The sequence below is a fragment of the Streptomyces sp. NPDC057249 genome, from assembly GCF_042669245.1.
GTDB lineage: Bacteria > Actinomycetota > Actinomycetes > Streptomycetales > Streptomycetaceae > Streptomyces.
The window spans coordinates 32,506-46,820 of record NZ_JBHUXS010000003.1 but is presented as its reverse complement, the minus strand read 5'-3'; the positions used below and the strand labels follow the sequence as shown (position 1 = coordinate 46,820).

General features: G+C 74.7%; 12 protein-coding genes. 6 read left to right on the top strand and 6 right to left on the bottom strand.

All coding sequences use genetic code 11. The features are described 5' to 3' along the window. Positions 1-38 precede the first annotated feature (38 nt). Entirely contained in the window at positions 39-548 is a 510-nt protein-coding gene (locus ACFUJY_RS06715; protein WP_383295539.1) for a 2-oxo-4-hydroxy-4-carboxy-5-ureidoimidazoline decarboxylase, read from the bottom strand. Between the two features lie 309 nt (positions 549-857). On the opposite strand from ACFUJY_RS06715, the gene ACFUJY_RS06710 reads away from it, so the two are divergent. The 5 genes from ACFUJY_RS06710 (at position 858) to ACFUJY_RS06690 (ending at position 6,403) form a co-directional block, all read left to right on the top strand. Then, entirely contained in the window at positions 858-2,447 is a 1,590-nt protein-coding gene (locus ACFUJY_RS06710; RefSeq protein ID WP_383295536.1) for a glycoside hydrolase family 20 protein, read from the top strand. Positions 2,448-2,577: 130 nt separating this feature from the next. Further along, positions 2,578-3,402, top strand: coding sequence for a DUF4328 domain-containing protein (locus tag ACFUJY_RS06705; protein ID WP_383295534.1), 825 nt, complete (start codon positions 2,578-2,580; stop codon positions 3,400-3,402). Between the two features lie 158 nt (positions 3,403-3,560). After that, positions 3,561-4,133 carry a hypothetical protein gene (locus tag ACFUJY_RS06700; protein ID WP_383295531.1) on the top strand — a complete coding sequence of 191 codons (573 nt, stop codon included), beginning with the start codon at positions 3,561-3,563 and terminating at the stop codon, positions 4,131-4,133. A 315-nt stretch (positions 4,134-4,448) separates the two neighbouring features. After that, complete coding sequence (locus ACFUJY_RS06695) at positions 4,449-5,270, top strand: RNA polymerase sigma factor (RefSeq protein WP_383295527.1); 822 nt, start codon at positions 4,449-4,451, stop codon at positions 5,268-5,270. Further along, on the top strand, positions 5,270-6,403 hold the full coding sequence (locus ACFUJY_RS06690) for a hypothetical protein (RefSeq protein ID WP_383295525.1): 1,134 nt from the start codon (positions 5,270-5,272) through the stop codon (positions 6,401-6,403). Before ACFUJY_RS06695 ends, ACFUJY_RS06690 begins: the two co-directional genes overlap by 1 nt. A 165-nt stretch (positions 6,404-6,568) precedes the next feature. Here the strand turns inward: ACFUJY_RS06690 and ACFUJY_RS06685 are convergent, their stop codons facing one another. Continuing rightward, positions 6,569-7,486 carry a L,D-transpeptidase family protein gene (locus ACFUJY_RS06685; RefSeq protein ID WP_383295521.1) on the bottom strand — a complete coding sequence of 306 codons (918 nt, stop codon included), beginning with the start codon at positions 7,484-7,486 and terminating at the stop codon, positions 6,569-6,571. A 201-nt stretch (positions 7,487-7,687) separates the two neighbouring features. On the opposite strand from ACFUJY_RS06685, the gene leuE reads away from it, so the two are divergent. Then, entirely contained in the window at positions 7,688-8,356 is a 669-nt protein-coding gene (gene leuE / locus ACFUJY_RS06680) for a leucine efflux protein LeuE (RefSeq protein WP_383295519.1), read from the top strand. A gap of 18 nt (positions 8,357-8,374) precedes the next feature. On the opposite strand, the gene ACFUJY_RS06675 is transcribed toward leuE, so the two are convergent. The 4 genes from ACFUJY_RS06675 to ACFUJY_RS06660 all read right to left on the bottom strand — a co-directional run bounded on the left by ACFUJY_RS06675 (position 8,375) and on the right by ACFUJY_RS06660 (position 14,236). Then, positions 8,375-9,301 carry a class I SAM-dependent methyltransferase gene (locus ACFUJY_RS06675; protein ID WP_383295517.1) on the bottom strand — a complete coding sequence of 309 codons (927 nt, stop codon included), beginning with the start codon at positions 9,299-9,301 and terminating at the stop codon, positions 8,375-8,377. Between the two features lie 79 nt (positions 9,302-9,380). Beyond that, the gene (locus ACFUJY_RS06670; RefSeq protein WP_383295515.1) at positions 9,381-11,864 is read right to left on the bottom strand and encodes a YfhO family protein; all 2,484 of its coding nucleotides are present in this window, start codon (positions 11,862-11,864) and stop codon (positions 9,381-9,383) included. A gap of 3 nt (positions 11,865-11,867) precedes the next feature. Then, positions 11,868-13,259 carry a polysialyltransferase family glycosyltransferase gene (locus ACFUJY_RS06665; RefSeq protein WP_383295513.1) on the bottom strand — a complete coding sequence of 464 codons (1,392 nt, stop codon included), beginning with the start codon at positions 13,257-13,259 and terminating at the stop codon, positions 11,868-11,870. Then, positions 13,259-14,236, bottom strand: coding sequence for a glycosyltransferase family 2 protein (locus ACFUJY_RS06660; RefSeq protein ID WP_383295509.1), 978 nt, complete (start codon positions 14,234-14,236; stop codon positions 13,259-13,261). Before ACFUJY_RS06660 ends, ACFUJY_RS06665 begins: the two co-directional genes overlap by 1 nt. Positions 14,237-14,315: the final 79 nt, after the last annotated feature.

The following is a 14,315-nucleotide window of genomic DNA, read 5'->3' as shown; positions in this document are numbered from 1 at the left end:
GCCGGGGAATCCGGGCCGCGCGGCCCGTCCCCAACCCGTTACCGACTCGATATCAACGCGGCCAGGCGGCCCCGGGCGAGTCGTCGCATCTCGTCCGCCGTGACCGCCCGCTCCTGGTCCTCCTCGTGCGCCAGCCGGGCCCGGATGCCGGCCAGCACCTGATCGGGGTGCTCGGCGGGCGGATAGCCGTCCAGGCAGATCACGAAGACGTGGCCGAACTTGCGTTCGTACTCGGCGTGGGCGGCGGCCAGCGCGAGATGGGCGGAGCGCGGCGCGTCCGGGCGCAGCCCCGGGGACACCTCGGCCGTCAGCGCCTCGGCGTGATCGCCGGGGGAGAGGTCGTACGCCGCCTCGTCGGCCGCGGCGAGCAGCGCCCCCGCGTCCGGGTAGGGGCGGTGGCCGGCGAGGCGCCGCGCCCAGGCCGCGCTGCCGAAGCACCCCAGGAGGGCCGCCTCGGCCTCGGGCGCCGGCGCGGCGTTGAACCGGGAGAGGTCCCAGGCGGGCGCGGCGGACCGGGCGGGCGCGCCGCCGCGGCTCTGCACGGGCACGGCGGTGCGCCGGGCGGGCCGGGGCGGCTGCCCGGGACGGCCGGCGTGGGACTCGCTGGACCTGGACAGCGTGAGCTCCCGAAAGAAGAGACGAAGGGGGACTCGGATACGAAGGGGGCTTAACGCTAGCGACGCGGGGATAAGGGTGGGCGAAGGATGCGCGAATTTCACCCGGACGGGAGAGTTCCGCGATGCCTGACGAGCGGATGTGTGAGGAGAATGCCCGGTTACCTCCCTACATCTGCGCCGATTTCTGACTGTTCTGTTTCCTTTCTGCTCCCTTTCTCCCGAACCGGAGGTTTCTGACTGATGGCACCCTCACGCGGCGCCCTCCTGGCCGTGACGGCGGTGGCCGCGGCGGGCGTCGCCCTCGCCGGCTGCGACGGCTCCGGGGCCGAGCACGGCAACGGCCCCGAGACGTCCCGCGCGGCGTCCTCCCCTTCCCCCGCCCCGTCCCGGAGCTACCCGCTCTCCGAGGCGCCCCGCACCATCCCCGCCGTACGGGAGCACACCGCCGCCCACGGGCCCGGCTGGAAGCCCGGCGAGGACAGCGGGGTCGTCATCGCGGACGGCAGCGGTGCGCTGGCCGACGAGGGGAAGCTGCTGGCCGGCGAGCTGAAGATCCACTACCGGGGCGAGGTGCCCGCCCGCGCCGGTGACGTCGAACTCGCCCTCACCCCGAAGGCGTCCGGCGGGCCGGAGTCGTACACCCTGCGCACCGCCGACGGGCGGGTGCGGATCAGCGGCCCCGGCGAGGCGGGCGTCTTCTACGGCACCCGCACCCTCAAGCAGTCCGTGCGCGCCGACGGCTCGATGCCCGAGGGCGTGGTGCGCGACCGGCCGGACAAGCCGCAGCGCGGTCTCAACCTCGACATCGCCCGCAAGCACTACACCGCGTCCTGGATCGAGGCCAGGATGCGGGAGATGGCCGACCTCAAGCTCAACCAGCTCGGCCTGCACTTCTCCGACGACCAGGCGTTCCGCATCGAGTCCGACACGCACCCCGAGGTGGTCTCCCCGGACCATCTGACCAAGAAGCAGGTCCGGCACATCGTCGCCCTGGCCGGCCGGCTGCACATCCAGGTCGTGCCGGAGATCGACTCGCCCGGCCACCTCGGCGCGGTGCTGCGCGCCCACCCCGAGCTCCAGCTGCACAACGTCTCCGGCGTCGCCTCGACCGGATCGCTGGACATCTCGAAGCCGGGCGCGGCGAAGCTGATCGACGAGCTGCTGGGCGAGTACGCGGAGCTGTTCGGCGGTGCGTACTGGCACCTGGGCGGCGACGAGTACCGGGCGCTGATGGCGGGCGACCCGGCCGCCTCCTACCCGCAGCTGCAGCGCGCGGCCGTCGCGAAGTACGGCTCCGGGGCCGGCATCGCCGACCTCGCCACCGGCTGGCTCAACGACCGGGCGGAGGTGGTCCGCAAGCACGGCATGCGGCCGAAGGCGTGGAACGACGGGCAGTTCCGCGACAGCGAGGTGCGCGCCGACAAGGACATCGAGGTCGAGTACTGGACGGGCAAGGAGTACGGGGCCCGGTCGCCGGAGGAGTACCTGCGCGAGGGCCGCAAGGTCCTCAACCTCAACGACGAGTTCATGTACTACGTGCTCGGCCAGCCCAACGCCTTCGTCTATCCGACCGGCAAGCGGATCTACGAGCAGTGGACCCCGCTCGTGCTGCGCGGCACCACCCCGGTCCCGGCCCGCTACTCGGACCAGATCCTGGGCGGCCGGTTCGCCGTCTGGGGCGACTTCCCGAATGCCCAGACCGCCGAGCAGGTCGCGGCGGGCATCCGGATGCCGCTGCGGGCGACGGCCCAGAAGCTGTGGGTCCCGGGCAAACCGAAGCTGAGCTATGCGCGGTTCCAGTCGCTGGCGAAGGAGCTCGACGCGGGCTGAGCTGCCGTAGCGGGGCCTCTGACCATGGACAACGCGGCTTTCGAGGCATACGGTCCGGTGGCCGCGCCGTCCGGGGAGGGGCGGGCGCGCTTCTCGCACCGACGTCCGAATCCTGGGGGGTTCCGTTTCCATGCTCTGTTCACTCTGCGGTACGAGACCGGCCGGCACCGCCGATGTGCGGTGCGGCGTGTGCGCCGTCACGGCCGGCGCCGACGGGGGCCGGTCCTGGGCCGACCGCCCCGGCTGGGCGCCGGCCCCGCCCCGGCTGGACCATCTGCGCTCGCCGGAGGGCCTGGCCAAGGCGGTGTGCGTGCTGCTCGGCGCCGTGGCGGTCGCGGACGTGGTGGCGATCGCCGCCGGTGTCCACTCCCGCATGCTGCTCGCGGACGGGCTGGACGGTGGGTTCCTGGCGGTCGACGAGGAGGCGTGGACGCGCGCCGACAGGCTGTACGGGTTCGCCGGGTCCCTTCAGATGCTCACCTTCCTGGCGGCGGCGGTCGTCTTCCTCGTGTGGATGCGCCGGGTCCGGCTCAACGCCGAGGTGTTCGACCCGTCCGCCCATCCGATGAGGCCCGGCTGGGCGATCGGCGGCTGGTTCATCCCCCTCGGCAACCTGTGGCTGCCGTACCGGGTGGCGAGCGGTGTCTGGACCGCGAGCGCCCCGATCGGCACCCCCGGCGGCCGGCCCGCCGCGCCGCGCGGGCCGCTGAACGCCTGGTGGGCGGTGTTCGTCGCGGACCAGCTCGTGAGCCGGGGCACCGGCCGCCTCTACGCCGACGCGGAGACCGGCGACGAGATCATCCGCGGGCTCGACCTGGTCGCGGCCACCGACGCCCTGGACCTCGCCGCGGCGGTCCTGGCGATCCTGTTCGTCCGCCGGCTGACCGCGATGCAGTCCGAGCGCGCGAACCTCGGCGCGTTCCCTGCCGGCCCGTCCGCGCTCCGGGAACACTGAGGCGGCACCGGGCGCGCCGACGGCGGGCGGGGCGGTGGTAATCAGCCAGTGACAGTGACGCTTTTCGGCCATTCGGCGCTGAATGCGATAACAGGAAGCGCTGCGCCCCCCTGTGTCCCGGCATGGGGTACGTACGGGAGGGCGGACAGGAGACGCCGATGAGCCTGCTCGACCTGATCGCCGCCGCCGACGACCGCGGGCTCGCCGCCGGAGCGGTCGCCTGCCTCGAACGCTGTCTGCCCCGGCCCGCCCCGGGCGCCGGCCCCGACCCGCTGCGCCCGCTCTGGGCCGCCTGCGTGGAGCCCCGCCTCTGGCCCGCCCGCCTCGCCGAGGCCCGCGCCGCACTGGACGCCGCCCCCGCGGACCCCGGCGGACCGGCCGCCCGCGTCCGGGACGTGCTCGCCGCCGCCCCGGACGAACGGGCGGGCGAGGCGCTGCGCGGCTGGGCGGACGCCTGCTCGGTACTGGCCCTGGAGGTCCACCTCGGCCACGACAGGACCGCGCCCGCGACCCCGGACCCGGTGGCCGGCTGCCGGGCCGGCGACCCCTCGGGCGCGGGCCCGCTCCTGGCCGGCGAGGCGGCCCGCCAGACCGCCATCCTGGAGATGCTCGCCGCCCTGGACGACGCCGCCCCCGCCGCGGCCGGCCTGCGCCAGATCCGCGACGTGTCCACGGAGGGCCGGCGGGTGCTGCGGGCGGCGGCGGCCCGGCGGGGGCGGGTGCGGCCCTGAGCCCCGGGGCGCCCGTCGCCGGGCGTCCGCCGGGGGCGTGGCACGGCCCGCGCGGCGGGAAGAACGAGGACGACCGGGGCCGCCACCCCCCACAGGAGAGGCCCCGGTCGTCTTCCGCGGGGCCGCAGGACGACCCCGTACTCATCTCTGCGCCGCCGGTGCGTTTTCTGTCACACCGGGGCGGGGCGATGGAATGTTGCGGGTTGTACAAGTCATGGACGCGGCGCACGCCAAGGACGTAGCGTGCGGAGTCGCGCAGGGTGGCGCGGCAGTGGTGACCAGCTGCGATTCGGACAGCAGGGCAGGGTTGAGGTAGTGCTGGGGGACGACGCGGGGCTTACTGCCGCGGTGCTCGCGGCACAGCGCGGGGACGAGGACGCCTTCCGTACTGTGTACCGCGCTGTGCAGCCGCGGCTGCTTGGCTACATAAGGACACTGGTGGGGGAGCCGGACGCCGAGGACGTGGCGTCCGAGTCGTGGCTGCAGATAGCCCGTGACCTCGACCGTTTCAGCGGGGACGCCGACCGCTTCCGGGGCTGGGCCGCGCGCATAGCCCGCAACCGGGCGCTGGACCATCTCCGGATGCGCGGCAGGCGCCCGGCCATAGGCGGCGACGAGACGGAGCTGTCCGACAAGCCGGCCGGCTCCGACACGGCCGACGAGGCCATCGAGTCCCTGGCGACCGGGCGCACCATGTCGCTCATCGCCCAGCTGCCGCAGGACCAGGCCGAGGCGGTGGTGCTCCGTGTGGTGGTCGGCCTCGACGCGAAGAGCGCCGCGCAGACGCTCGGCAAGCGGCCGGGCGCGGTGCGCACCGCAGCCCACCGGGGGCTGAAGCGGCTCGCCGAACTGCTCCGGGCGGACGACGCGACCGCGGCCCCGCGCCCGGGCGACGGGGACGGGCAGCCCGGCCCCGCCCCCGCACCCGTCCCCGGCGCCCCGGACAGCGGCCGGCGGTACGGCGGAGAGCCGGAGGGGCTCGGCGGTCCCTCGGCGTCCTTCCGGGAGAATGCGGGGGACGCGCCGGGACGGACCGGAGGGCTCGGTGCCGTACCCGTACAACGCCCCCCACGCACCGGCCTGGTGGCTCCCGCCGGTGTGACGCATTCGCGTCTGTGGACGCAGAAGGACATGTGATGGCCGACGAGCAGTACGCATGGCTTGACAAGGAAGCGGCGGAGAAATTGCTCCGCGGCGAACCGGTCGACCCTGCCGAAGGCCGTCCCCGCCAGGACGCCGAACGCCTGGCCACCGCCCTCGACGCCGTCGCCCGCACCGCCCGCCCCGCCACCGGTGAACTGCCCGGCGAGGCCGCCGCGCTCGCCGCCTTCCGTGCCGCCCCCCGCCGCCCCCGCGCCGCCGGGGCCACGGCCGCCCACGACGATGCCGAGACCGCGGTGCTCGCCCCCGTCCACATAGGCAGGGCGGCCGGTCCGCGCGGTGACCGCCCGTTCCGCTGGAGCCGGCCCCTGCGCTTCGGGCTCGCCGCCTCCCTGGCCTGCTGTGCCATAGGAGGGGTGGCCGTGGCCGCCGGGTCCGGGATGCTGCCCGGCCCCTTCGGCCGGCACACCCCCACACCGGCGACCTCGGTGTCGGCCGCCGAGTCCCCCGAGGAACTGGGCACCGACGTGGTCCCCGACGAGGAGACCTCCGCGCCCCCGCCGCCCGGCACCCCCGCCCCGGACGCCCCGACCCCCGGCGGTCGTACCGGCACCGACTCCGACGACGAGGACACCGCGCGCCCCGGCGACGGCGCGTCCCACGACGACCGGAAGGGCGAGGACGACGCGGCCGGTGGCGACCGGACGGGCGGCACCCGGACCGGCGGCGGGGCGGACCCCGGTGACGACGCCTCCGACGACGGCGGGAACGAGGACCCCGGGAAGGGGAACGACCACGGGGGCGACGACGCCTCGGGCTCCTGGTACGCCAAGACCCTCCAGGCGTGCCGCGACTACCGCGACGGCACGCTCGACGCCGACCGCCGTACCCGCCTCGAAGCCCTGGCCAAGGGCGCCCGCAACCTGGACCGGTTCTGCGACCGGCTGCTCGCCGCCGAGGAGAACGGACACGGCGGCGCGGGCGACGGCGAGCAGGGCGGGGACGCCTCCGCGCCGCTCCCCGCCATCCGCTTCACCGAGTCGCCCGGCCCCTCGACGGCGGCCGTCGCCCCGGACCCGGGGACGGACACGGGCACGGAGACCGGCACGACGGCGGGCTCCGACGCCTTCACCACCCCGGTGCCGGCCGCCTCCGCGGCGGCCCGCTGACCTTTGCTACCGGCCGGTGTGACGTTTTCCGGCCTGCGGACGCTGTACGGAATGAGCCGACTGGTCATCGGCAGCGCCCTGAGCCGGGGTTCCCCCCGTACCTTCGGCTCGGCGCACATGGCGCGGGCGGGACACGTTCCCCCGGTCCCGCCCGCGCCCCTCACCTCACTTGTAGACGACGACCTTGTCGCCGGTGCGCACCTGCGCGAAGAGCGCCGCGATCTTCCCCTCGTCCCGGACGTTCACACATCCGTGCGAGGCCCCGTTGTAGCCGCGGGCCGCGAAGTCCGACGAGTAGTGCACCGCCTGGCCGCCGCTGAAGAACATCGCGTACGGCATGGCCGTGTGGTAGATCGAGGACACGTGGTGGCGCGACTTCCAGTACACGGAGAACGTGCCCTCGCGGGTCGGCGTGTACTGCGAGCCGAACCGCACGTCCATGGACGAGACGACCTTGCCGTCGATCATCCAGGACAGCGTGCGGCTGTTCTTGCTGATGCAGAGCACCCGCCCCGTCAGGCACCGCTTGTCCGGCTTCGCGACCGGGCGGGTCGTCGGCGGCTTCAGCTCGGCGGCCGTCGGCTCGTGCGTCATGCCGAGCAGCTTCTGCCAGGTGAGGGTGTCCGTCTTCCCGGTCCGCGTCAGACCGCGCTTGCCCTGGAAGGACTGCACGGCGGCCACGGTGACGGTCCCGTAGTAGCCCGTGGGGCTGCGATTGAAATGCCCGATCTGCCGCAGTCGCGCCTGAAGTTCGCGCACCTGCCCGCCCTGTGACCCGCTCGCCATCAGGACCTTGCCCTGCGGATCGGCCGGCGGCGCGGTGCGGGTCGCGCTCGGTTTCGGTGACGCCTTGACCGGCTCCTTCGGCGCCGGCTCCGCGCTCGCCGACGGGCTCGTGGAGGCGCCGCCCGGCTTGGCGTCGTCGGTGGGGGAACTGCTGCCCGCCGGTGCCGAGGGCGCCGCCGGCGCACCGGCCGCGGGCTGCTCCTTGCACCCGGCGGTCACCCCGGCCATCGCCACCACGGCCACCACAGCGGCCCCTCGGAGCGCGTAGCCGCGTCCGGTCCTGCCCGTGCGTATCATCCCAGCCCCCTGCATCCTCGGCCCGGCGTCCTCGGCCCCTGAACCCGCGTATCCCATGGGACGGGTTCCCGCTCCACCTGGTTGCCGAATCCTGCACCCACCTACCGTCGCGCAGCTGTGACGCAGAACGCATCCCTCCGTGCCCGCAGCCCCGGAATTCCCGCTTCCGCGCTGTCGTGGACGCGTGCGAGACTCCGTTCCATGCTGGGTGTCACCGACCTTCCGACCTATCTCGCCGGCCTCGTGCTGATCGTTCTGCTGCCGGGGCCGAATTCGCTGTACGTGCTGTCCGTCGCCGCGCGGCGCGGGGTGCGGACCGGGTACGTGGCGGCGGCCGGGGTGTGGACCGGGGACACCGTGCTGATGACGCTGTCCGCGCTGGGCGCCTCGTCGCTGCTGCAGACGACGCCCGTGCTGTTCGCGATCGTCAAGTACGCGGGCGCGGGCTATCTGACCTGGATGGCGATCGGGATGCTGCGGGCCGCCCGGTCGATGTGGCGCGAACGGCACCGGCGGGTCGCCGAGATCACCGGGGAGACGCCGGACGAGGCACAGGCCCCCGGCACCCTGGAGCGGCCGTACCGGCGGGCGCTCGTGGTCAGCCTGTTCAATCCGAAGGCGATTCTCTTCCTGATCTCGTTCTTCGTGCAGTTCGTGGACCCCGGATACGCCTACCCGGCCCTGTCGTTCCTCGTCCTGGGCACCCTGCTCCAGATCGCCAGCTTCCTGTACCTGTCGGCGCTGATCTTCGGCGGCACCCGGCTGTCCGCCGCGTTCCGCCGCCGCCGGCGGCTCTCGGCCGGGGCCACCTCGGCGGCCGGGGTGCTGTTCCTGGGGTTCGCCGCGAAGCTGTCGCTCAGCAGCGTCTGACGGCGCGGCCGTACGCCCTCACGCCGCCCGCAGGTACGCCGACGTCGACACGCGGCCCAGCAGCCGCAGCCGCGATCCACCGCCCGCCAGATGCTTGTCCAGGGCCTCCTGGACGCCCGGCCACGCCGCGTCGCCGTAGTCGTCCAGCACCACGACCCCGCCGGGGGCCACGATCTCCTCGACCCATTCCAGGTCGGCGGCCACCCCCGCCATGGAGTGGTCGCCGTCCACCACGACCACCCCGTACTCCCGGTCGCCCGCCTCCGCCCGCACCTCGGGGGCGCTGGAGAAGCCCCGGACGATCCGGGGGTGGTGCGTCGTGCCGCCCCCGGTCAGCGCCAGGTTGGCCCGCACCACGTCCGCGCGCACCGGGGTGCCCGTCGGGTCGGCGGGCTGCGAGGTGCCCGGCTGGAGCTGCGAACCGGCCAGCGGGTCGACGATCGTCAGCTCCGGCTCCACCCCCGCCCGGTGCGTCATCCGGGTCAGCGCGGCGGCGAACAGCCCGTACAGCGTGCCGATCTCCAGGATGCGCCCGTTCGGCGGGGCCAGCAGCGGCACGGTCGCCAGCTTGCCGCACACATTGGACGTCGAGCCCGCGAGCCGGCCCACGCCCAGCGCCTCCAGCGCGACCACCGTGCGGTAGGCGGAGACCACGCTCCGCCGCGCCGCCGCCCCGTTCCCGGCCAGTGCGCCCACCTCGCGGACCAGCCGGTCGACCTCGTGCACCGGGGGCATCCGGTGCGCGCCGCGCCCGGTCCCGTCGAGCAGCAGTTCCAGGGCCTGACGGCCGTGCCGCTCCGCCTCGTACTCCCGGCGCAGGGCCGCGAGTTCGCCGCGCAACGGCTCGGCGGCGCGCTCCACGCGCTGCTGGACGCGGCGGTCGACCAGGGCGGCGGCGGGGCGCAGGGCGCGCCGGGCCAGGCGGTTGTTCAGAAGGGAGACCATGGCTGGGAACGTACGCGCGAGCGCCGGGCCGCCCCACCACGCGGAGATGAAGTCTCGGTGTCGTCGCGGGTGCGGGGGTTTACGGCGCCTTCCGGCGCCGCCGCCCGATCACCCCCACCGCCACCAGCCCCAGCAGCGCCCCGGCCCCCGCGATGCTCCCCGCCTTCAGCCCCGGCGGCCGGTACGAGCAGTCGAGCACCGGGCGCTCGCCGCTCACCGGGGCCGCGACCAGCCCGAGGTACGAGCCGGCCGGCCGGCCCCCGCAGCTCCACCCGGCGATCCGGGGCGCCGCGAGCACCGCCACACCCCGCGTACCGGCGGGGAGTTCGGCGCGAACACCGCTCCCTGTCACCGTCACCCGCGTCGCCCCCGTGCGCTTCAGCCCGGCCACCGCGCCGGCCAGCCGGTCCCGGTCCAGGCAGCCCACGGCCCCGTGCGGGACGGTCCCCGGCCGGGCCACCCGCAACGACACGGCGAGCGCCCCGCCCCCCTCGCCCAGCTTCCGCAGTCCGGCCCGCCGCCCGGGCAGCTCGCCCCGGAAGTCGGCCTCCTCGGCCGCCCCCAGCCGGGCGCGGCCGAACAGGTCGGGCGCCCACAGATACACCTCGCTGCCGGCCGGGCAGGCCGCCCGGAGGGTGTACGTGCCGGGCCGCACCGCGTAGTCGTACGCCCCCGCGTCCGGCGCACCGCTCCCGTCCGCCGCGCGCAGGGCGGTCGCCGGCACCGTGTAGACGGAGGCGCCGAGCAGCTTCTCCTGGTTGCGGAAGGGCGAACGCCCGTAGCGCGCGGGCCCGTTGTCGGGCCGGACCGTCACCAGCGGCGGCACCTCCGCTCGCGTCACCGTGACCGGGCGGGCGTCCGGGCGGTTCCAGCCCTGGTGCGGGTCGCGGGGCATGTGCACCCGGGCGCCCACGGAGAACACCGCGTCCGTCACCGGGCTGTCCAGGTCGTGCAGGGCCCGGCCGTTGGACGTCCAGCCGGCGCCCAGGGCGAGGAAGGTGCGGGTCAGCACGTCCGGGGTGTGGCTGCTGTAGTACGCCCCGCCCTGCCCGCCGACCAGCAGCGGATCGTTCGCCGTGCTCTGCTCCAGACCGGGGTCGGTCCGGTAGCGCGGCCAGCCGTCCGCCTCGGCGACCGCCGCGGCCTGGAGGCGCTGGCGCTCGCCCCAGGGCGCGTAGTCGTCCAGCCTGCCCAGCCGCTGCCGGTCGGCGTACGTGGTCGTCGCGGCGGCCTGCCCGGCCTGCGCCCCGACCAGGAGGAGCGCCGCCAGCACGGCGTACCGGCCGCGCCGGGCCAGGACCAGGGCGCCCGCCACGGCCGCCAGCCCCGCCGCGAACAGCGGGTACGTCCACGTGGTGACCAGGGCGCTGGACGCGGCCCCGGCGGCGATCAGCACGAGCACCCCGGCGCCGCCCAGCAGCGCCCGCCGGTCCGGCCAGCCGGAGGCGACCGACAGCCAGGCGGCGATCACCAGGAGCCCGGACAGCACGAACGTCTGGCGGTACGGGCTGCCGTTGGGCGTCGCGAAGGCGTGCCACAGCAGATGCGTCGGCCCCCACTGCAACGACAGCGCGACCCCTGCCACGAGCCCCGCCCACACCAGGCGTTCGGTGCGCGGGACGGCCCGGTGGAAGGCCAGGGCGCCCGCCAGGAGCAGGGCGCCGGTGCCCAGGAACACCGCGGGCGTGAAGAAGCTGTACGTCGCCGGCAGCAGCCGGGCCGCGGCGTCGGACCAGGCGGCCGGGGCGAACGCGCGCGTCCAGCCCGGATAGGCGTGCCGCGTCCCGAGGAACACCGGCAGCAGGACCGGCGCGGCGAGACCGACGCCGAGCAGGACCGTCCGCACCGCCCGCCCCAGCCCCCGTACCCGCTCCCGGCGCGTCCCGTCCTCCAGGACCAGCCGCACCACCAGCACCAGCGCCGCACCGAGCGTCGCCATGTACGCGGTGTAGAAGTTCGACACCCAGGCCAGCGTCACCAGCAGCGCGCCCAGGACCGGCCGCCGGCCCGTGCGGGCCCACTCGGCGGCGAGGCACAGCAGCGGGAACGCGATCAGTCCGTCCAGCCACATCGGGTTGTACACGGCCTCGATCACCGACCACCCGCACAGCGCGTACGAGGCTCCGAGCACGACCGCGGCCCACTCCCGGCCCCGGCCCCGCCGCAACGCCGTCAGCAGCCAGGTCATCGCGGCCGCCGCCGCCCCGGTCTTGACCAGCGTCACCGCGTACACGGCCAGGTCGATGCGGTCCCGGGGGAAGACCCCGACGAGCAGGGCGAACGGGCTGCTCAGATACGTACCGAAGTCCGGCAGGAAGCCGGTGCCGAAGCCGGACTGCCAGTTCAGCAGCAGCCCGCCGTCGGCGTGGCCGTGCAACAGGTCCCGGAGGCGGGCGTGGAACGGGACGAACTGGTTGCCCAGGTCGTTGACGCTGCGGGTGTGCGGGCCGAACGGATAGCTGCGGGCCACCGCGTCCCCGGCGCAGACGGTCAGGGCGGCGAGCACGGCGGCCAGCGCGGCGGCCCGGCCGCGCGGCGACCGGATGATCGGGAGTTTCCTCATGGCTCAGCCGGCCGCCGCCCTCTTCAGCGTCCGGGCCCGGCGCGCGATGCGGCGGACCGTCGCGTTGCGCGGGATGAACGTGAGCTGCGCCGGAATCGCCCCGGGCAGCCCGAGCGCGGTCAGCCGCCGCCGCTTGAAGTACCGCCGCACGCTGTCCCGGTGGCCGCTGAGATAGCGCTCGGCGGCCGGGCGCAGGGGGGCCTGGAGCTGCGGCTGCATCGCGTAGCCGACCGCGCCGACCAGCCCGGCGGCCCCGCGCGCGACCGCCTCGGGCGAGGGCATCGACCAGCCGGTCACCGCTCGCGGGTCGTCCAGGTCGGGGAGGAGCGCGTCCACGATGGTCAGGGGGATGCGGTTGCTGTTCTGGTACGGGCTGAGCTGTTGCAGCAGCGGGCCCGTGCCCAGGCGGGCGACCGGCAGCCCGTAGAACGAGGCGGCGGTGAGCAGGGCGGTGGAGAAGCAGCCGACGACGAGGGCGGGGCGCATCGACTCGAACAGCGTCTCCGCCAGGACCGGGCTGTCCGCCACGGTGAGCGTGGCGCCGAGCCGTACCGCCTCCTCCTCCAGGGCGCGCGTCCAGTGGGCGGGCGCGCTGGGATGCGGTTTGAAGACGATACGGGTGTGGCCGAGGGCGACCGCGCCGCGCACCATCCGCACGTGCTGCTCCTCCTCCTGGCCGGGCGTCAGGATGCCGAGCGTGGAGAGGTACTGGCCGAGCAGGAGGGCGGGGCGCGGCCCTTCGCCGGGGACCACGGGGAGCGCGAGCGGATCGGCCAGCTCGCCCAGCACCTTGAGGAACGCGTCCGTCGGGACGACCTCCGGCTCCACCCCGAACTCCGTGAGCAGCAGCGGCTTCAGACCCGGCACCAGGTCCAGGTGGAGGAGCCGGCGGATGCGGGTGCCGACCAGCTGGTCGAGTCGGCTGCGGGTCGGTCCGTAGCTCATCAGCCCGTCCGCGTACACGTGCAGCGGGCTGTCCCCGAAGACCGTCGCCAGGGCCTGCGCGGGGTTGGCCTGGATGGACTCGCAGGCCAGCTCGACCGGTCCGTCGCCCAGGTCCCAGGCGGCGCGCACCGCCCGTTCCCACAGCGGGGCGTCCTGCTCCCGGGGCGACCAGCCGCCCGGGTGGAACGGGCTGATGAAGTCGTTCCAGGACCGCACCGCGTCGAACTCCGCGGCCAGCGCCTCGAATCCGGGGCGCCGGTGCAGCGGGGTGCCCAGCTCCGGCGCGGGCGAGGTGTCGCTCACGACCAGGACGCGCCGGTGCCCGGAGCGCGGTCCGAACATGCCGGAGCGCAGGGCCGCGACGAGCGTGGCGGCGGCGTACTGCGTGCACGCCGAGAAGATCTGGGTGGTGGACCGGCCGGCCGGCGCTGTGTCCGTGGTGCCGGGCATCAGGCCGCGACCTCCCGCGCAACGGAGCGGCGGCGCACCCGGCGCAGCCGGTCCGCACGGCGTTCACCCAGCGAATTCAGCGTTTCCGCGAGAATGTCCTGGGGCATGCGCCGCAGCGAAGCCGCACTCATCGAGCGCAATTTCCTGGCCACTGCTGGTTCGAACCTTTCGATGGATTCCAAATGGTGCGCCATGACCGCGCAGTACGTACGCACGGCCTTCGGCATCAGCCGGTCCGCCTCCGGGTCCAGGGCCGTTTCCTCCAGCACCTGGTCGAACGCGCGGATGAAGTCCAGCTGGCGCACATCGCCGATCTGGGTCAGCGAGGAGGCGACCCCGCGCCGGTAGAAGATCCCGGGCAGCCCGACCGCCGCGAACGACTCCGCCTCCCGGTGCAGCCGCCAGATCCACGGCCGGTCCTCCGCCGTGCGCAGCCCGTCCCGGAACCGCAGCAGCCCCGAATCCGCGAGCCTGCGGTGGTAGGCCCCGGCCCAGGCGTACGCGTAGTCCACCGGCGTCGACCGGTCGGCCGGCAGGATCACCTCGCGCGGGCTGACCACGGTGTTCCGCGGCCCGAACGGGACGCGGTGGAGCGTGCGCACCCGGTCGGTGAACTGCACATGGTCCGTACGGACGAAATCGCAGCCCAGGGCCGTGATCGCGGCGAGCAGCCGCTCGTAGTGCCCGGGCGCCGCCCAGTCGTCGCCGTCCAGGAACGTGAGGTATGCGCCGCGCGCCGCGTCGATCCCCGTGTTGCGCGCGGTGGCCAGGCCCCCGTTCCGCTCGTGCGGGACCAGGACGGCGCCCGGGAGCTCGCGCTCGGCGCGCCGGAGGATGTCCAGCGTCCCGTCGGTCGAACAGTCGTCGACGAGGATGAATTCGACACCGTCGCGGGCATTGGCCCGCAGACTTCTCAGGGTGTCGGGGGCATAGGCCCGAACGTTGTAGAACGGCACGATGACGGAGAGCTTGACCACGCGGACCACGCTAGGCGCCGGTCCGGCATTTACCCTGGACCCGACGGGTACACCAGGTGAACGAAGAATGTCGGGACAA